General features: G+C 72.4%; 19 protein-coding genes. 6 read left to right on the forward strand and 13 right to left on the reverse strand.

Annotated elements, in window-relative coordinates:
- Positions 1–4 precede the first annotated feature (4 nt).
- The 6 genes from gatC to OG959_RS09335 form a co-directional block, all read right to left on the reverse strand.
- A complete protein-coding gene (gene gatC / locus OG959_RS09310) occupies positions 5–301 on the reverse strand; it encodes an Asp-tRNA(Asn)/Glu-tRNA(Gln) amidotransferase subunit GatC (RefSeq protein ID WP_003966094.1) in 297 nt (98 codons plus the stop codon).
- 369 nt (positions 302–670) lie between these two features.
- Entirely contained in the window at positions 671–2,845 is a 2,175-nt protein-coding gene (locus tag OG959_RS09315; RefSeq protein ID WP_326657730.1) for a putative bifunctional diguanylate cyclase/phosphodiesterase, read from the reverse strand.
- A gap of 253 nt (positions 2,846–3,098) precedes the next feature.
- Positions 3,099–5,309: an NAD-dependent DNA ligase LigA gene (gene ligA, locus OG959_RS09320; RefSeq protein ID WP_326657731.1), complete on the reverse strand. Its 2,211-nt coding sequence runs from the start codon at positions 5,307–5,309 to the stop codon at positions 3,099–3,101.
- Positions 5,310–5,339: 30 nt separating this feature from the next.
- Positions 5,340–6,365 carry a methionine synthase gene (locus OG959_RS09325; RefSeq protein ID WP_326657732.1) on the reverse strand — a complete coding sequence of 342 codons (1,026 nt, stop codon included), beginning with the start codon at positions 6,363–6,365 and terminating at the stop codon, positions 5,340–5,342.
- 60 nt (positions 6,366–6,425) lie between these two features.
- Complete coding sequence (locus OG959_RS09330) at positions 6,426–7,115, reverse strand: SDR family oxidoreductase (RefSeq protein WP_326657733.1); 690 nt, start codon at positions 7,113–7,115, stop codon at positions 6,426–6,428.
- Positions 7,116–7,153: 38 nt separating this feature from the next.
- Positions 7,154–7,693, reverse strand: coding sequence for a TIGR00730 family Rossman fold protein (locus OG959_RS09335; RefSeq protein WP_326657734.1), 540 nt, complete (start codon positions 7,691–7,693; stop codon positions 7,154–7,156).
- A gap of 77 nt (positions 7,694–7,770) precedes the next feature.
- Here OG959_RS09335 and OG959_RS09340 point away from each other — a divergent pair, with 77 nt between their 5' ends.
- From OG959_RS09340 to OG959_RS09350, 3 genes are all read left to right on the forward strand, one after another.
- Complete coding sequence (locus tag OG959_RS09340; RefSeq protein ID WP_326657735.1) at positions 7,771–8,106, forward strand: DUF427 domain-containing protein; 336 nt, start codon at positions 7,771–7,773, stop codon at positions 8,104–8,106.
- Between the two features lie 106 nt (positions 8,107–8,212).
- Positions 8,213–9,013: an alpha/beta fold hydrolase gene (locus OG959_RS09345; RefSeq protein ID WP_326657736.1), complete on the forward strand. Its 801-nt coding sequence runs from the start codon at positions 8,213–8,215 to the stop codon at positions 9,011–9,013.
- 120 nt (positions 9,014–9,133) lie between these two features.
- Positions 9,134–10,024 (forward strand): GNAT family N-acetyltransferase, encoded by an 891-nt coding sequence (locus OG959_RS09350; protein WP_326657737.1) that lies wholly within the window; start codon positions 9,134–9,136, stop codon positions 10,022–10,024.
- A 6-nt stretch (positions 10,025–10,030) separates the two neighbouring features.
- Here OG959_RS09350 and mnmA read toward each other — a convergent pair whose 3' ends face one another.
- Complete coding sequence (mnmA, locus tag OG959_RS09355; RefSeq protein ID WP_326657738.1) at positions 10,031–11,167, reverse strand: tRNA 2-thiouridine(34) synthase MnmA; 1,137 nt, start codon at positions 11,165–11,167, stop codon at positions 10,031–10,033.
- A 61-nt stretch (positions 11,168–11,228) separates the two neighbouring features.
- Here mnmA and OG959_RS09360 point away from each other — a divergent pair, with 61 nt between their 5' ends.
- Positions 11,229–11,906 carry an N-acetylmuramoyl-L-alanine amidase gene (locus OG959_RS09360; RefSeq protein WP_326657739.1) on the forward strand — a complete coding sequence of 226 codons (678 nt, stop codon included), beginning with the start codon at positions 11,229–11,231 and terminating at the stop codon, positions 11,904–11,906.
- A 28-nt stretch (positions 11,907–11,934) separates the two neighbouring features.
- Here OG959_RS09360 and OG959_RS09365 read toward each other — a convergent pair whose 3' ends face one another.
- The 3 genes from OG959_RS09365 to OG959_RS09375 form a co-directional block, all read right to left on the reverse strand.
- Entirely contained in the window at positions 11,935–13,104 is a 1,170-nt protein-coding gene (locus OG959_RS09365; RefSeq protein ID WP_326657740.1) for a cysteine desulfurase family protein, read from the reverse strand.
- A gap of 144 nt (positions 13,105–13,248) precedes the next feature.
- A complete protein-coding gene (locus OG959_RS09370) occupies positions 13,249–13,686 on the reverse strand; it encodes a DUF4190 domain-containing protein (protein ID WP_326657741.1) in 438 nt (145 codons plus the stop codon).
- 62 nt (positions 13,687–13,748) lie between these two features.
- Positions 13,749–13,928 (reverse strand): hypothetical protein, encoded by a 180-nt coding sequence (locus OG959_RS09375; RefSeq protein WP_326666853.1) that lies wholly within the window; start codon positions 13,926–13,928, stop codon positions 13,749–13,751.
- A gap of 87 nt (positions 13,929–14,015) precedes the next feature.
- Between OG959_RS09375 and OG959_RS09380 the strand changes: the two genes are divergently transcribed.
- Together OG959_RS09380 and OG959_RS09385 are read left to right on the forward strand one after the other, a co-directional pair.
- Positions 14,016–14,657: a TetR family transcriptional regulator gene (locus tag OG959_RS09380; protein ID WP_326657742.1), complete on the forward strand. Its 642-nt coding sequence runs from the start codon at positions 14,016–14,018 to the stop codon at positions 14,655–14,657.
- Positions 14,658–14,684: 27 nt separating this feature from the next.
- Complete coding sequence (locus tag OG959_RS09385) at positions 14,685–15,542, forward strand: alpha/beta fold hydrolase (protein ID WP_326657743.1); 858 nt, start codon at positions 14,685–14,687, stop codon at positions 15,540–15,542.
- Here OG959_RS09385 and OG959_RS09390 read toward each other — a convergent pair.
- From OG959_RS09390 to OG959_RS09400, 3 genes are all read right to left on the reverse strand, one after another.
- Complete coding sequence (locus OG959_RS09390) at positions 15,496–16,479, reverse strand: helix-turn-helix transcriptional regulator (RefSeq protein WP_326657745.1); 984 nt, start codon at positions 16,477–16,479, stop codon at positions 15,496–15,498. The two genes, OG959_RS09385 and OG959_RS09390, sit on opposite strands and share 47 nt — an antisense overlap.
- A 53-nt stretch (positions 16,480–16,532) precedes the next feature.
- Positions 16,533–17,399 carry a thioesterase family protein gene (locus tag OG959_RS09395; RefSeq protein WP_326657746.1) on the reverse strand — a complete coding sequence of 289 codons (867 nt, stop codon included), beginning with the start codon at positions 17,397–17,399 and terminating at the stop codon, positions 16,533–16,535.
- Between the two features lie 73 nt (positions 17,400–17,472).
- Positions 17,473–18,132, reverse strand: a complete 660-nt coding sequence (locus OG959_RS09400) for a trimeric intracellular cation channel family protein (RefSeq protein ID WP_326657747.1) — start codon at positions 18,130–18,132, stop codon at positions 17,473–17,475.
- Between the last annotated feature and the right edge of the window lie 10 nt (positions 18,133–18,142).

The following is an 18,142-nucleotide window of genomic DNA, read 5'->3' on the forward strand; positions in this document are numbered from 1 at the left end:
ACTTTTAGTCCTCCCCCAGGATCTGCGGCACCTTGAAACGCTGCTGCTCCTGGGCCGGGGCGCCGGAGAGCGCCTGCGCGGGGGTGAGCGACGGACGGACCTCGTCCGCCCGCATGACGTTGGTCAGCGGCAGCGGGTGGGAGGTCGGCGGTACGTCTTGGTCGGCGACCTCGGAGACGCGGGCGACCGCGCCGATGATGTCGTCGAGCTGACCGGCGAAGTGATCGAGCTCTTCGCCCTTCAGCTCCAGACGTGCCAGCCGGGCGAGGTGGGCGACCTCCTCGCGCGTGATGCCAGGCATGCAGCGATCCTCAGGGGTTGGTGTGTGGTTTGGCCGGTTCGGTGGCACATTTCCACCGTCCGTCCGAAGTACGGGCCGCGCGGTGTCCGGTGCGTGCGATCGCAAGGCGCCGGAGCGCCCTCGTGGCGGTGCCACGTGGGCGTTTCGGCAACGCGGCGAGCGTGCGTGCCAGGCGTCGCGCGGCAGGTGGAAATGTGCCACCGGCCCCAATCCTATGGGGTCGCCCGGGCCTGCTAAGGCCACCCGGGGCAGACCCGCCCGGTGCCTGAGCGCAAAGCGACCGCCGGCGCCCGTCGAGCCCGTCCGGCGATTGAGGACAAAGCGGCCACCGGGCGCCACCGGTCAGCTCACCGCAGCCGGCGCCCCGCCCTACGTCGTCGCCGGCCGCGACTTGACCGCCCGCCCGGACGGCCGCTGCTCCAGCTCGGCCGGTGCCGTCGCGGCGGCCACGCTCGCGGCCGCGGCGGCTGCAGCGGCCGCCGCCGCCAGTTCCGCCGGCCGCCGCCATCCGTGCTCGCCGCGCGCCCGCAGCCACGCGGTCGTCTCCTGGGGCGGCATCGCGGCCGCCACCAGCCACCCCTGCACCGCGTCGCAGCCCAGGTCCCGCAGCCGCTCCCACGTCTCGTCGTCCTCGACGCCCTCGGCGACGACCACCAGGCCGAGTGAGTGGGCCAGGTCGATCGTGCAGCGGACGATCTCCGCGTCCTCGTGGTCGATGGCGAGCCGGGCCACGAACGACCGGTCGATCTTGAGCTCGCTGACCGGCAGCCTGCGCAGGTGAACCAGCGAGGAGTACCCCGTACCGAAGTCGTCCAGCGACATCTTGACGCCGTGCCCGGTCAGCCCCGCGAGGGTGTCCGCGGCCCGCTGCGGGTCCTCCAGCAGCACGTGTTCCGTTATCTCCAGCTGCAGGGCGCCGGCCGGGACGCCGTGCCGGGCCAGCCGGGCCGCGACCCCGCCCGCGAACCCCGGGGTGTGCACGTCGCGCGGGGACACGTTGACCGCGACCGGGACGAACAGGCCCTGCGCCCGCCACCGGGCGACCTGGGCCAGCGCCGTCTCCAGGACGTACTCCGTGAGGTGCGGCATCAGCCCGGACGACTCCGCTATGGCGATGAACTCGTCCGGGGGCACTCTGCCCCGCTCCGGATGCACCCAGCGGACCAGTGCCTCCAGACCGGCCACCTGGCCGTCGAAGCGGACCTTCGGCTGGTAGTGCAGCTCCACCTCGCCCGCGTCCAGCGCGCGCCGCAGGTCACCGAGGAGGCCGAGCCGGTCCGGGGTGTTGCTGTCGCGCTTCGACTCGTACACCTCCACGCCCGTCCGGTCGCGCTTGGCCTGGTACATCGCCACGTCCGCCCGCCGGAGCAGACCCTCCGCGTCCAGCGCGTGGTCGGGGTAGACGGCGACTCCCGCGCTGGCCTCCAGCACCAGCGTGAGTCCGTCGAGGTCCAGCGGCGAGGAGAGCTCGGCGACCAGATGGCGGGCGACGCGCTGGGTGCTGGTGGTGGAGTCCGCGGTCGGCAGGAGCACGGCGAACTCGTCACCGCCGAGCCGGGCCGCCTCCGCCCCCTTCGGCAGGGCAAGGCGCAGCCGGTCCGCTATCTGCAGCAGCAGCCGGTCCCCGGCGAGGTGGCCGAGCGTGTCGTTGACCGCGCGGAAGCGGTCGAGGTCGATCAGGACGAGACCGACCCGGCTGCCGAGGCTCTCGGCCTCCTCCAGCGCCGTCCAGGTCCGCTCCAGCAGCCACTGCCGGTTCGGCAGCCCGGTCAGCGGGTCCCGCAGCTGCTCCTCCGCCCTGGCCCGGGCGATCCACAGCGTGGAGTCCAGCGCGATCAACGGGACCGCGAAGAGGGGCAGCAGAACGGGCATCGCCATCGCGACGACGCAGATCAGCGGCGCGATGCCGAGGAGCGCGACGGCGACGAGACCCTGCCGCAGCAGCGCGGTGCGGGCCACCGTCGGCAGTCCGCCGCCCTGCGGGGACCGGGCGTACCACAGCAGGACCCGGGTGACGAGCAGATACGTGGAGGCCGCCAGCAGGACCTCCGGGACGGCGTCGATACCCCAGTCGAGTGGCTGCCAGGGCGACTCGACGCTCTGCACCTCGCCGAACGCCGCCAGGACCAGGGCCGCGGCGCCCACGCCCAGGATGTCCACCGCCCCGTGCAGCAGCCCCTGCCACCAGCGGTGCCTGCGGGCCACGCCGACGAGTACGACCACGACCAGACTGACCAGGCCCGCGGGCACCCAGCCGTAGAGGAGCAGCACGGCGAGGGTGAGGGCGGCTCCGGAGCCCGTGCCGCCCCACCAGCGGTCACGGCCGAGCGCGACCAGATGACCGACGACGATCCCGGTGAGGACGGCGAGCGACCAGCCGGCCCTCCCGTCCGGGAAGAGGGCGTGTCCGCTGCTCACGGTCCGGTAGAAACCGGTCGCCAGCTGCACCGTGGCGAGGGCCACGACGACGGCACCCACTTTGGGCGTGAGGCCGGTGAAACCTTGCAGCCGCGACACCGGTGCGGCGTTCTCGGTCGGTTTCATTCCGTCCCTCTCACAGCCGGCGATGCCGATGTCACCCGATGGTTCCGTTCCGTGCCACCGCGCCCCGTCCCATGCGGTGACCGGGTACCGCAGGCGCGTCTCCCAACAGTAGGCCGCCGAAGGGCTCCACGGGCAGCGGTCTGCCGCTCTTGCCCGAATGCGAACCGACCACCCGTCAGCATCTGCTATGCGCCGATCGGGTGAATCCGACGGTGTGTCACCCCCTCTTCACCCTCCGGCGCCGCCGACTCCCCTACTGCTCCTCGGCCGGAACCGCGGCCTCGCGCGCCGCTTCGGGTCCCTGGTCGAGCAGCACGGCGAAGCCGTCCTCGTCCAGCACGGGCACTTTCAGCTGCATCGCCTTGTCGTACTTCGATCCGGGGTTGTCTCCGACGACGACGAAGGAGGTCTTCTTCGAGACGGAGCCGGTGACCTTCGCCCCGCGGCTCTGCAGGGCGTCCTTCGCCCCGTCCCTGGTGTGCCCGGTGAGGGTGCCGGTCACGACGACGGTGAGTCCTTCGAGCGGCCTCGGACCCTCCTCCTCACCGGCTCCCTCGTCCTCCATCCGAACCCCGGCCTCCCGCCACTTGCGCAGGATCTCGCGGTGCCAGTCCTCGGCGAACCACCGCTTGACCGAGGCGGCGATGATCGGCCCGACCCCGTCGGCGTCCGACAGTTCCTGCTCGGTGGCCTCCTCGATCCGGTCGATCGAACGGAACTGACGGGCCAGCTCCTGGGCGGCGACCGGGCCGACATGGCGGATGGAGAGCCCGGTGAGGATCCGGGCCAGCGGGGCCTCCTTCGCCGCGGCGATGGCGTCCAGCATGGCGACGGCGTTCTTCTTCGGTTCGCCCTGCTGGTTGGCGAAGACCGTCGCGATCTTCTCCTCGCCGGTCTTCGGGTCCCGCTTGGGCAGCCCGCTGTCCATGTCGAGGACGTACGCGCGGATGGGCAGCAGCTGCTCGACGGTCAGCCCGAAGAGGTCGCCCTCGTCGCGCAGTGGCGGGTCTGCGGGCTCCAGAGGCTGGGTCAGGGCCGCTGCGGCGACGTATCCGAAGTGGTCGATGTCCAGGCACTTGCGGCCTGCCAGATAGGCGACCCGCTCCCGCAGCTGCGCCGGGCAGGAGCGGGCGTTGGGGCAGCGGACGTCGATGTCGGCCTCCTTCATCGGCCGCAGCTCCGTCCCGCACTCGGGGCAGTGCGTGGGCATGACGAAGGCCTGCTCGGTGCCGTCCCGGAGGTCGACGACCGGGCCGAGGATCTCCGGGATCACGTCGCCCGCCTTGCGGAGCACGACGGTGTCGCCGATCAGGACGCCCTTCGCGCGCACCACGTTCTGGTTGTGCAGGGTCGCGAACTCGACCTCGGAGCCCGCCACCTCGACCGGCTCGACCTGGGCGTACGGGGTGACGCGGCCGGTGCGGCCGACGCCGACGCGGATGTTGACGAGTTTGGTGTTGACCTCCTCCGGCGCGTACTTCCAGGCGATCGCCCAGCGCGGGGCTCGGGAGGTGGAGCCGAGGCGGCCCTGGAGCGGGATCTCGTCGAGTTTGACGACGACTCCGTCGATCTCGTGCTCCACGGAGTGCCGGTGCTCGCCGAAGTACGCGATGAACTCCCGCACCCCGGCGAGGGAGTCCACCACCTTGTTGTACTTGGCGGTGGGCAGACCCCACTCGTGGAGCAGCTCGTAGGCGTGCGAGAGGCGGTCGATGTCGAAGCCCTCGCGGGCGCCGATGCCGTGGACCACCATGTGCAGCGGCCGGGTGGCGGTGACCTTGGGGTCCTTCTGGCGCAGCGAACCGGCCGCCGCGTTGCGCGGGTTGGCGAAGGGCTTGTCGTCGGCCTCGACCAGCCGGGCGTTCAGCTCCTCGAATCCCTCCATGGGGAAGAAGACCTCGCCGCGGATCTCGACGAGCTCCGGGATCCGGTCGCCCTTCAGCCGGTGCGGGATCTCCGCGATGGTGCGGACGTTGGGCGTGATGTCCTCGCCGGTGCGGCCGTCGCCGCGGGTCGTGGCCCGGGTCAGCAGCCCGTGCTCGTAGGTGAGGTTGACCGCGAGACCGTCGATCTTGAGCTCGCACAGGAAGTGGTAGCCGGTGGCGCCCACGTCCCGCGCGATCCGCTCGCCCCAGGCGGCCAGCTCCTCGTCGTCGAAGGCGTTGTCCAGGGACAGCATCCGCTCGCGGTGCGCGACGGAGGTGAATTCCGTCCGGTACGGCCCCGCGACCTTCTGGGTCGGCGAGTCGGGTGTGCGCAGCTGCGGGTGCTCGTCCTCCAGTGCCTCCAGCTCACGCATCAGCCGGTCGAACTCCGCGTCGCTGACGACCGGCTGGTCGTTCACGTAGTAGCGGAAGCGGTGCTCCTCGAGCTGCTCGGCGAGGAGCGCGTGCCGCTCCCGTGCCTGGGCCGGCACCGCCGTCTCCTGTTCGCCTGGCAGTGACGTCTGCTGTTCGCCGGCCATCGTCCCGTCCTCCCGTTACCCAGTACCCCGTTACTCAGGGTTGTCTGCGAGCGATTTCGCGGCCCGGGCGCAGTGGGCGAGCGCGGCACGGGCGTACGCGGGCGAGGCGCCCGCGAGGCCGCACGAGGGAGTGATCGCCACGGACTCGGTCAGAGTCCCCGGATTCAGCCCCAGCCTGCGCCACAGCGTCCTGACACCCATGACGCTACCGCCCGGGTCCGACAATCCGCCCGAGGCCGGGTCGGTGCCCGGCACCACCCCGAGGAACAGCTGGGTCCCGCCCTCGACCGCTTCCCCGATCGCCTCCTCCTCACGTTCGGTGAGCAGGGAGAAGTCGAACGAGATTCCGTGGGTCCCGGCCCGGCGCAGCAGGGCGAACGGAACATCGGGCGCGCAGGTGTGCACGACCGTGGCGGCGTCGCGGGCCACTGCGAGCACGTCGCGCAGGGTGTCCTCCACGACCTGGCGGTCCACGGCCCGGTAGGTGCGGTAGCCGCTCGCCGTCCGGATCCGCCCGAGCAGGACTCCGGTCAGCGACGGTTCGTCGAGCTGGAGGATCACGCGCGCACCGGGCATCCGGCGCCGCACCTCGGCGAGGTGGTCGCGCAGCCCCTCCGCGAGCGAACCGGCCAGGTCGCGGCAGGCGCCGGGGTCGCCGAGGACGGCCTCGCCGCTGCGGCGTTCCAGTGCGGCGGCCAGCGTCCACGGCCCGACGGCCTGCACCTTGAGCGGGCCCTCGTACCCCTGGGTGAACTCCTCCAGGGCGTCGAGGTCCTCACCGAGCCAGGAGCGGGCCCGGCGGGTGTCGCGCCCCGGCCGGTCGCTGATGCGCCAGCCGCTGGGCTCGACGTGTCCGTACATCTCGACGAGCAGACCGATGGTCCGCCCGATCATGTCCGCGCCGGGGCCGCGCGCGGGCAGTTCCGCCAGATACGGCACGCCCTGGCCGTCCCCGAAGGAGCCGGTGACGGTCTTCGCCGCCTCCCGTGCGTCGCCTCCGGGCATCGAACCGATTCCGGTGGCCGGGCACCCGCTGAACTTGCTCTTCTCGCTCACGCGGGAAGCCTACGGCGGTTCGCGGCCCCGGCCGTCAGCGGCCGATCCCCACGCGGGCCGTCAGCGGCCGGGGCGCACCGTGAGGTCGTTGACCTCGGCGTCGCGGGGCAGGTCGAGCGCCATCAGGATCGTGGTGGCGACGGACTCGGGGTCGATCCAGCGCGAGGCGTCGTACTCCTTGCCCTCCTGCTGGTGGACCTTGGCCTGCATGGGGCTGGCCGTACGTCCCGGGTACACGGACGTCACCCGTACGCCGTTCTCGTGCTCCTCGTGACGCAGCGAGTCGGCGAGGGCCTTCAGTCCGTGCTTGCTGGCGGCGTACGCGCTCCACTCGGGGCTCGCGGAGAGCCCGGCTCCGGAGTTGACGAAGAGGACATGGCCCTGGGCGACCCGCAGCTGGGGCAGCAGGAGGCGGGTCAGTTCGGCCGGGGCGATCAGGTTGGCGTTGAGCTGGAAGTGCCAGGCCTTGGGGGTGAGCTCGCCGACGCGGCCGAGTTCGACGACGCCCGCGATGTGCAGCAGCGAGTCGAGCCGCTCCGGCATCGGCTGCTGGCCGAAGGCCCAGGAGAGCCGGTCGGGGTTGGACAGGTCGCCGACGAGCGTGCGGGCGCCGGGGTGGAGCGCGGCCAGTTCCTTGGCGCGGCCCGCGTCACGGGCCAGCAGGACGAGCTCGTCGCCGCGCTCCGTGAGACGGCGGGCGACGGCTGCGCCGATGCCGGAACCGGCACCGGTGATGAGGTGAGTGGACATACGCCCATCGTCGCACCCGGTGTCTCACCGCCCGCACGTCACTGCAGGCCGGCCCACTCCTCCAGGTAGGCCAGGGCGCCGATCCCGTCCTTCGCGAAGAACACCAGGTCGGTCAGCGGGAGCGGGAGGAAGCCCTCGTCCTCCATGCGCTGGAACTGCTGGCGCAGACCGTCGTAGAACCCCGCCGTGTTGAGCAGCACGACGGGCTTGGTGGTCTTGCCGTGCTTCTTGAGCTCCAGGATCTCGGTGGCCTCGTCGAGCGTGCCGGTGCCGCCCACCATGATCACGACCGCGTCGGACTTCTCCAGGAGCAGCGCCTTGCGCTCGGCGAGGTCCCGGGCGATCACCATCTCGTCGGCGTTCGTCCGCGCCTTCGCGGCGAGGAAGTCCACCGACACCCCGACGAGCTTCCCGCCCGCCTCCTGCACGCCGTCCGCGACGACCTTCATCAGCCCGCTCTCCGAGCCGCCCCAGACCAGGGTGTGCCCGCCGCGGCCGATCAGCTCGGCGAACTCACGGGCGGGCACGGTGTAGCGGTCGTCGAGGTCGGCGGCGGAGAGGAAAACGCAGATCTTCATGACTGCCACGTTAGAGGCCGGCACGGACAGCGCCGCATCCGGGGAAGAAACCCGCGCCGCACGGGGCTGAACACCACATGACTGCCACCCGAGGACACCGCATCACCGTCGAGCCAGGCACCGAGCATGTGCGCGTGGTCCGGGACGGAGTGCTGCTCGCCGAGAGCCGGCACCCGCTCGTGCTGCGCGAGACGGGCTGCCCGGTCCGTTACTACCTGCCGCCCGAGGACGTCCGTACCGAACTGCTGACGGCGTCGGACACCCGGACCCACTGTCCGTTCAAGGGGGACGCCTCCTACTGGTCGCTGCCCGGGGCGGCCGATCTCGTCTGGGCGTACCCGGAGCCGAAGTCCGAAGTGGCCGCGATCAAGGACCACTTCTGTTTCTACGACACCGAGGCGGTCACCGCCTGACAGCCGAGACAGCGTCAACACCCCTTCCGAGCTGCGGAGAAGAGAAAGTTCAGAAAGTTTCCGCGGAGAACGATGAGTTTCCGCACGCCCCGCAGTCCACCTCCACATGGACAAGACTCTCTCCCGCGACGGCACCCTGATCGCCTACCGGCGCCGGGGCGAAGGACCGCCGTTGATCCTGGTGGGCGGGGCGCTGCGCACCGCGGAGACCGAGGCCCCGCTGGCCCGGCTCCTCGCGCCGCGTTTCGAGGTCGTCACGTACGACCGGCGTGGCCGGGGCGCCAGCGGGGACGGGTCGCCCTACGCGGTGGAGCGCGAGATCGAGGATCTGGCGGTGCTCGCGGAGGCGGTGGGCGGACGGCCCTCGGTGTTCGGCGTCGGGGCCGGCGGCGCGCTGGCCCTGGAGGCGCTGGCGGCCGGGCTCCCTGCTGCCGGGCTCGCGGTGTACGAGCCGCCGTACACCCCGGGCGCCGAAGGCCTCCTCTTCAAGGCCGGCTGCACGGCCCGGCTGCACCGGCTGTTGTCCGCCGGCGACCGGGGCGGGGCGGTGGAGCTGTTCCTGACCGTGACGGGGGTCGCGGCCGACACGATCGCCAGGATGCGGCGGGCGCCGCTGTGGCGGACCCTGGAGTCCGTGGCACACACACTCGCCTACGACGACGCGGTGCTGGGCGACGGCGCGGTTCCGGCCGAGCGGTTCGCCTCGGTGACGGCGCGGACCCTGGTGGTCTGCGGCGGGTTCAGCCCGGCCACCGCGAGGGCGTCGACCCGGCTGCTGGCCGACGCCCTGCCCCGGGGCCGGCACCGCACCCTGACCGGGCAGATGCGGGAACTGGCACCGCAGGCGGTCGCCCCGGTGCTGGCGGAGTTCTTCACGCGGGACGTGTACGTGCGCCAGGCGTCCTGAGTACACACGGGCGGGCCGGGGGCCGAGCACCCCGCGCGGCCACGCCCGTACAGGGGTCGGGCGTTGCCGCGCGGGGCACCGGGGGGTGCATACGGTGCGGGCCGTCCGAGATCATGGAGCATGCTCCCGGACGGCTGGCACCTCACCCAAGACGTTGACGACTTCCTCGCCCGGGCCGGAGACTTCCTGCGCTCGCACCCCGCCCTGCACAACACGCCCCTGACGGACATAGAGAAGCTGCGGACCCGAAGGGCCGCCGGCCACGACGCCGCAGCCACCGTGTTCGGCCGGCTGGAGTCATCGGGCAGCGTCGTCGCGATCCTCTACCTCACCCCGCGTGGCCGCCTGGGTCTCACGCCCCTGTCACCCGAGCGGACGGACGCCCTCGCCGCCCATCTGGCGGGCCTCGGCGTCTCCCCCGCCCACGTCATCGCGGACCACGACACCGCAGGCGCTTTCGCCGTGTCGTGGCAGCGGCACACGGGGGCGGCGTCCCGGCCCTTCTGGCGCACGCATCTCTACCGTCTCGGCACGCTCACTCCCCCGCCGCTGCCGCCGCCGGAGGGCCGGGGCCGCGTCGTGGGCGCCGGGGACCGCGAGCAGGTCGTGCGCTGGTGCCGTGAGTTCTGTGTCGATGTCGGGGAACAGCCCTCCATCGACCTGATCGACGCCGGGGCCTGGGACGACTCGCGTTTCGGCGACCGGCACTTCACGTTCTGGGAGACCCCGGACGGCACCCCCGTCTCGATGGCGGCCGCGACCTCGCTCGTCGGCGGCATGGTCCGTGTGGACCCCGTCTACACCCCGGCCCGCCTCCGCGGCCACGGCTACGCGGGAGCCGTGACGGCCGAGGCGAGCAGGGCGGCCCTGGCCGCGGGCGCGACGGACGTCGTCCTGTTCACGGACCCGGACAACCCCACCAGCAACGCCCTCTACCGGCGCATCGGGTACGTCCATGTCGCCGACTTCGCCGGGCACCGGTTCTCCTACGGTGCGCCACGGACCGGGTAGGGGCACTCAGTCGGAAGCGGCCGCCGCAGTCTCCCGCCGTACCGTCGTCGCGATCGTCGCCGACCCGACCACGCGCGTCCCGTCGTACAGCACGATCGCCTGGCCGGGGGCCACGCCCCGTACCGGCTCGGTGAAGGCGACGCTGAGCGTCCCGTCCACCAGCTCGGCGCTCACCTCGGTCTCGCCGCCGTGGGCGCGGAGCTGGGCGGTGTACGTGCCGGGCCCTGACGGCGGGGTGCCGCACCAACGGGGCCTGATCGCGGTGAGGGCGGTCACGTCGAGGGCCTCGACGGGGCCGACCGTCACCGTGTTGTTCACCGGGGAGATGTCCAGGACGTAGCGCGGCTTGCCGTCGGCGGCCGGGTGGCCGATGCGCAGGCCCTTGCGCTGGCCGATGGTGAAGCCGAAGGCGCCTTCGTGGGTGCCGAGCTTCGTACCGGACTCGTCGAGGATGTCGCCCTCCGCCTTGCCGCCGAGGCGGTCCGCCAGGAAGCCCTGGGTGTCGCCGTCGGCGATGAAGCAGATGTCGTGGCTGTCGGGCTTCTTGGCGACCGCGAGGCCCCGGCGCTCGGCCTCGGCGCGGATCTCGTCCTTGGTGGTGAGGGTGTCGCCGAGCGGGAACATCGCGTGGGCGAGCTGGCGCTCGTCGAGGACGCCGAGGACGTAGCTCTGGTCCTTGGCCATGTCGGAGGCACGGTGCAGCTCACGGCTGCCGTCGTCGGCGAGGACGACGGTCGCGTAGTGGCCGGTGCAGACCGCGTCGAAGCCGAGCGCCAGGGCCTTGTCGAGCAGGGCCGCGAACTTGATCTTCTCGTTGCAGCGCAGGCAGGGGTTGGGGGTGCGCCCCGCCTCGTACTCGGCGACGAAGTCCTCCACGACGTCCTCGCGGAAGCGTTCCGCGAGGTCCCAGACGTAGAAGGGGATGCCGATGACGTCCGCGGCACGGCGGGCGTCACGGGAGTCCTCGATCGTGCAACAGCCTCGGGCTCCGGTCCGGAAGGACTGCGGGTTGGCCGAGAGCGCGAGGTGCACGCCGGTCACGTCGTGGCCCGCCTCGGCGGCGCGGGCCGCCGCCACGGCGGAGTCGACACCGCCCGACATGGCGGCGAGCACACGGAGGGGGCGCTGGGAAGTCTGAGTCATAGCTCCACCAGGGTACGGGTCCCCGGGAACCGAAAGCTCGCGGATAAGCGTTGTCGATCACATGGGGACCAAGGGGACGGCGGGCGCCAAGGGCCCCGCGGGATCGGGAACCGGCAGCGGCATCAGCCGGCGCGCGGTGCTGATCGGCGGTGTCGTCACGGCGGCGGGTACGGCGGCGCTGGCGCGGGACCGGCTCAAGAGGGCCTGGTGGCGGCTGCCCGGGGTGGAGAAGCCGCGCAAGGCGGGCGAGGTGGACTACGCACGGGCCACGTGGACGGCCGCCTCCGAGGAGAACTGGCGGCGGGCGGACCGACCCGACGACTACGACATCGACCGGGTGGTCATCCACATCACCCAGGGCAGCTTCACCAGCGCGGTCCGGGTCTTCCAGGACCCGTCACACGGAGCGGCTGCGCACTACGTGGTGCGCAAGGACGGTCATGTGACGCAGATGATCCGCGAGCTGGACGTGGCGTTCCACGCCGGTAACCGCTCCTGCAACGAGCACAGCGTGGGCATCGAGCACGAGGGCTTCGTGGACCGCCCACAGGGCTTCACCGCGGCGATGTACGGGGCGTCGGCCCGGCTCACCGCGGCGATATGCGCGCGGTACGACATCCCGGTGGACCGCGAGCACATCATCGGCCATGTGGAGGTGCCGGGGACCGACCACACGGACCCGGGGAAGCACTGGGACTGGGACCGGTACATGAAACTGGTCCGCGCGGCGAGAGTCTGAGGCGGAGCGGCACGTCCCCCGGAGGCCGTCAGCTGAGCCCCGCCGTCCTCGCGCGCTCCACCGCCGGGCCGATCGCACGTGCCACGTCCTCGACGTCCTGCTTGGTCGAGGTGTGGCCCAGCGAGAAGCGCAGGGTGCCGCGGGCCAGGTCCGGATCGGTGCCGGTGGCCAGCAGGACGTGGCTGGGCTGGGCGATCCCGGCCGTGCAGGCGGAGCCGGTGGAGCATTCGATGCCCTGGGCGTCCAGGAGCAGGAGAAGGGAGTCGCCCTCGCAGCCGGGGAAGGTGAAGTGCGCGTTGGCCGGGAGCCGGCCGCCGGGCGCCGGGTCGCCTCCGAGGACGGCGTCGGGGACCTGGGCCAGGACAGCCTCGGCGAGTTCGTCGCGGAGCCCGCCGATCTCCCGGGCGAAGTCCTCGCGCCCGTCGGCGGCCAGCCGTCCCGCGACGGCGAACGCGGCGATGCCGGGCACGTCCAGGGTGCCGGAGCGCACATGGCGCTCCTGCCCGCCGCCGTGCAGCACGGGTACGGGGGTGTACTCGCGGCCGAGCAGCAGCGCGCCGACGCCGAACGGGCCGCCGACCTTGTGCGCGCTCACGGTCATCGCGGCCAGCCCGGAGCGGGCGAAGTCGACTTCGAGCTGCCCGAAGGCCTGTACCGCGTCGGCATGCATGGGGACGTCGAACTCGCGCGCCACCGCGGCCAGTTCGCGTACCGGCATGACGGTGCCGATCTCGTTGTTCGCCCACATCACGGTGATCATCGCGACGTCGTCGGGGTTACGGTCCAGCGCCTCGCGCAGCGTGTCGGGGTGGACGCGTCCGTAGCGGTCGACGGGGAGGTACTCGACGGTCGCGCCCTCGTGCTCGGCGAGCCAGTCGACCGCGTCCAGCACCGCGTGGTGCTCGACGGGGCTGGCCAGGACCCTGGTGCGGCGGGGGTCGGCGTCGCGGCGGGCCCAGTACAGGCCCTTCACCGCGAGGTTGTCCGACTCCGTCCCGCCGGAGGTGAGGACCACCTCGCTGGGGCGTGCGCCGAGGGCGTCGGCGAGGGTCTCTCTGGACTCCTCGACGGTACGGCGGGCCCGGCGCCCGGCGGCGTGGAGTGAGGACGCGTTGCCGGTGACGGCGAGCTGCGCGGTCATCGCCGCAATCGCCTCCGGCAGCATCGGCGTGGTCGCGGCGTGGTCGAGGTAAGCCATGGTGGGCTCGATTCTACGAGCCCGCGGCGGGGCGTACGGCGGGCGCATGGGGTCCCGGTGCCCGCGCACCCCGGGAGCGGCGTCCCGGCCACCCCGTTCCGGAGCCCGATCCGGTGGGGCGAGGGGGGTGCGGTCCGCGCCCTGTCAGCCGCCGAAGTTCCAGGCGACGACACCGTTTCCGGTGACGAGGAAGGCCAGGACCACCAGGTCGGCGATGCCGAGCGCGAGCCCGAGCAGGGCGCGGCCGCGGCGGGCGGTGGAGCGGGCCAGCGCGACGAGCGCCATGACGATGGCGGCCGGCCCGAGCAGGATGTTCATCACCAGCAGGCCGACGAGGCCGAGCACGAACGAGGCGACGGCGAGGCCGTTCGCGTCGCGGGTGGAGCTCCGCGGCGATGCGGGCGGGGTGGTGCCGTGGCCGGCGGGCCGGGCCGGCTCCGGTGTTCCGGTCGCGGCGGCTCCGGAGCGGCGGGTGAGTGTCGCGGCGGCTCCGGAGCGGCGGGTGAGTGTCGCGGCGGCTCCGGAGCGGCGGGTGAGTGTCGCGTCGGCTCCGGAGCGGCGGGTGAGTGCGGTGGGTGTCATCGTGCGGACTCCTTCGGATCTGTCGGATCTGGATGCGCCTGGGCGGACAGCGTTCGACCCGGTCACGTGCGCGAGCGGCGGCGTGCACCCGCCCGTTCACGCACGGCGAAGACCAGGAGCCAGCAGCCGATCAGGGCGGCGAGCGCCAGGGAGAGCGGAAGCGGAATCTGGACCACTGCTCCCAGCACGATCCCCAGCAGGAGCAGGGCGGCGACAAGGACGATCATGGTCAGCCTTTCCATGATTGAGAGTACGACTGTGCACTGACTTGTCAGTCTAGACCCGCACTCCTCTTCCCCGCTCCGGAGAACAGTTGTTTACTGAATGGCATGAGTCACACCGCCGGCATCCGCCAGACCCAGAAGCTGAAGACCAGGCAAGCGCTCCTGGACGCGGCCCTCGGACTGCTGGAGCACCAGAGCCTGAGCAGCCTGGGCCTGCGCGAGGTGACGCGGGCCGCGGGTGTCACGCCCACGGCCTTCTACCGGCACTTCGACGGCATCGCCGCGCTCGGGGTGGCCCTGGTCGAACAGACCCTGGGCAGCCTGCACGGAATGATCGGCGCGATCCTTGCCGAGACCGGCGACAGCGAGGTCCGGCTGGACCGCGGTGTCGAGCTGATCACCCGCCATGTCCGGCAGCAGCCCGCCCACTTCCGCTTCATCGCCCGTGAGCAGCACGGCGGCGTCGGCCCGGTCCGCGAGGCCATAGCGGCCCAGCTCCGGCGGTTCGCGCAGGAGGTGGCGGCGGCGCTCGCGGACGAGCCCGGGTCACGGGGCTGGAGCGAGGAGGATCTGCTGATGCTGGGCGGTCTCTACGTCGACCACATGGTGATCACCGCCTCGGCCATGCTGGACACCGGCCCGGACGGGGACGAGGAGGTCGCCCACGTCGCCCGGCGCCGGCTGCGGCTGGTCACGCTCGGCCGCCTGCACTGGCTGGACGGGGCCGAACCGAGCGCCGGAGCCTGAAGGAGCAGAGCTCCTACGCTGTGGTGCATGAACGATGAGACATGGGTCCTGGACCGTACGTTCCACAGCTCCGCCGGGGAGGTCCGCTGGGCCGTCCTGGGCCCGGCCGGGGCACAGCCCGTCGTGCTGGTGCACGGCACGCCCTTCTCCTCGTACGTCTGGCGAGGCGTGGCCCGGGCGCTGGCCCAGGAGCACCGGGTCTTCGTCTGGGACCTGCCCGGGTACGGGGGCTCCGCGCAGTTCGAGGGCCAGGACGTGTCGCTCGGCTCCCAGGCCCGGGTCCTCACCGAGCTCCTCGACCACTGGCAGCTGGCCGAACCGGCCGTGGCAGCCCATGACTTCGGCGGCTGCGTAGCCCTGCGCGCCCATCTGCTGCACGGCGCCCGCTACCGCCGCCTGGCCCTGGTCGACCCGGTGGCGCTGGCCCCCTGGGGCTCGCCCACGTACCGGCTGCTCGGCGGACACCCGGACGTCTTCGAGCAGTTGACGCCCGCACTGCACCGGGCACTCGTGCGGGAGTACGTGAGCTCCGCCAGCAGCCCCGGGCTGTCTCCGTCCGTGCTGGACCGGCTCGTCGCGCCCTGGTGCACCGAGGCGGGGCAGCCCGCCTTCTACCGGCAGATCAGCCAGAACGACCAGCGGTTCACCGACGAGATCCAGCACCGGTACGGGGAGATCGATGTGCCGGTGCTGATCTGCTGGGGCGCCGATGACACCTGGATCCCGGTCGCACGCGGCCATGAACTGGCCGCGCTCGTCCCCGGCGGCGAACTGCGGATCATCGAAGGGGCCGGGCATCTCGTGCAGGAGGACGCACCGGCGGAACTGACCGCCGCGCTCACCCGCTTCCTGCGGACGCCCCCGGCTCCCCGTACAGGGCCATGACCGCGGCCGCGTGCGCGGCCATGACCGCGCGGGCCTCCGGCGGGGCCAGCACCTCGACGTTCGGGCCGAAGGAGAGCAGGGAGCGCGCCCACTCCACCGACTCCACGGCGAGCTCGGCCCGCACCCACTCACCCCCGTCCTCGGGCATCGGCTCCCGGGTGAGCACGCCCGCGTTCAGCCGCAGGAAGAGGTCGAGCCGGGAACGGTGCACCCGCACCCGCAGGGTCACCTCACCCTGCCGCTCCTCGACCTGCCGGCGCAGTTCCTCCCAGACCTGCGCCAGCTCCACGCCGGGCCTGCGGACCACCGCGTCCTCGGTGAGGACGGCCTCCCGTACCCGGTCGGCACGGAAGAGCCGGGGCTCCCCTTCACGGTCGGCCACCAGGTACCAGACGCCCGCCTTCACCACCAGGCCGTACGGGTCGACGGTGTAGGTGCGGGCGGTCCGCGTACCGCTGTGCCGGTAGCGCAGCCGCAGCCGCCGGTCGGCGAACACGGCGTCGTGCAGGTCACCGATGTCGACGGCGGCGCGCCGGCCGACCGTCCAGCGCACCGGGTCGACGAGGATCCGGCGGCTGGTCAGCTCGGCGGCGGGCCGGTGCGGGGCGGGCAGCGCCGCCATCACCTTGCGCAGGGCGGAGCCGATCGCCTCGTCGAGGCCCAGCGCGGCGTGGACGCCGTCCGCGGCCAGGACGAACAGGGCGCGCGACTCGTCAGCGGTCAGCCCGGTGACGTCGGTGCGGAACCCCGGCAGCAGGGCGATGCCCCCGTGGCGGCCCCGTTCGGCGTAGACGGGCACCCCGGACGCGGAGAGCGCCTCGACGTCCCGGTAGATGGTGCGCACGGAGACGTCGAGGCGCTCGGCCAGCTCGGTGGCGGGCACCAGACGGCGGGTCTGGAGCAGCAGCAGGATCGAGAGCAGCCGGTCGGATTTCACCGGACCAGCATCCCCCGGGCCGGCCGGCGATTCCGGACGAGAGGCCCGACGTGTCAGCTGCGCGGTGCGCGGGCCAGCTGGCGGGACTGGGCGACCAGGCGGTCCGCGCTGTCCCAGACCTCCGCGTCCTCCTCCAGGAAGCCGCCCGCCAGGTTGCGGGTGGTGATGGAGACGCGCAGGGGGCCCGGGGCGGGGCGGCAGCGGATGTGGGTGGTGAGTTCGATGGTCGGGGTCCAGCCCTTGAGCCCGAGCTCGAACGAGGTCGGCGGCAGCGCGTCCACGGTCAGCAGCAGCGAGAGCGCGTCGGCGTCGCGGCCGTCCGCCAGCCCGAACCAGCCGCGCATCTCGCCCTTGCCGGACGGCTGCCCGATGGCCCAGCCGATGGTCGCCGGGTCGAGCTTGATGTCGAGGCGCTCGGTGATGGCGGAGCTGCCGGGGATCGGGGCGGGGCCGTCCGACGGACCCAGGCAGTGCTCGCGGGGCGGGATGGCCGGAGGCTCGGCCGAGGTGCTGATGTCGTCGGTCAGGGCGTCCAGGTCGCCGTAGGTGGCGATGACCCGGATGCGCTCGACCTCGGTGCCGTCCTCGGCGTACTGGAAGAGGGAGGCCTGGCCGGTGGAGAGGGTCCGCCCGCCGCGGACGGTCTGGGTGCGGATCACGGCAGGCCCGGGGACGGACGCGGTGAGGTAGTGCGCCGAGACCGAGAAGGGATCCGCGTGCGGCAGGGCCTCACCGAGGGCGCGGCCGAGCATGGCCAGCAGATAGCCGCCGTTCACGGCGTGGATGATCGTCCAGCCCGCGGAGAGCTCGGCGTCGTAGACGCCTTCCTCGCGGGGGGTGACGGCGGTGTCGCGGTCGAACTCGCTGTCCCCGATGGATGCCTGGGCGGTCGGTGCCGCCTGCGTTGCTGCCTGTGCCATGCGAGCACCGTACATCGATCTCATTACTGAGCGGTAGCTTTTTCTTCAGCCCGTGGGATCCTCACGGCACGCCCTATCCCTCGTCCGGCGTCGCCGAGCGCCGGTTGTAGGCGCGCGGGGCCCGCCAGCGGTAGCGCAGCGCCAGGATCCGCAGAGCGAACGCGGTGACCACCGCGCAGCCGCTGGTGAAGGCGTTCAGCGCGTCGAAGCGGATGCAGAGCACGATCATGGCCGCTCCGACGATGGCGGGCACCGCGTACAGATCGCGGTCCCAGCGCAGCAGCGACGGCACCTCGTTGGCCAGCACGTCGCGCAGCACACCGCCGCCGACCGCGGTGGTCAGGCCCAGCGCCGCAGAGGCGGTCAGTCCGAGGCCGTAGTCGTAGGCCTTCACCGTCCCCGTGACGCAGAAGAGCCCGAGGCCGGCCGCGTCGAAGACGTTGACGCCGACCTGGATCCGTTCGACCTGCGGGTGCAGGAAGAACACCAGGCCTGCGGCGAGCAACGGGGTGGTGAAGTACCCGAGGTCCGTGAAGGCGGCGGGCGGCACCGCGCCGATGATCACGTCACGGAACAGCCCCCCGCCCAGCGCGGTCACCTCGGCGAGCACCGCGATGCCGAAGACATCGAAGTTCTTGCGTACGGCGAGCAGAGCGCCGGAGATCGCGAAGACGAAGATTCCGACGATGTCGAGCGCATGCTGGACGGAGGGCGTGAACAGTTCGTTGAGCACCGGGCAATTG

The sequence above is a fragment of the Streptomyces sp. NBC_00385 genome (assembly GCF_035917155.1).
Classification (GTDB): Bacteria; Actinomycetota; Actinomycetes; order Streptomycetales; family Streptomycetaceae; genus Streptomyces; species Streptomyces poriferorum.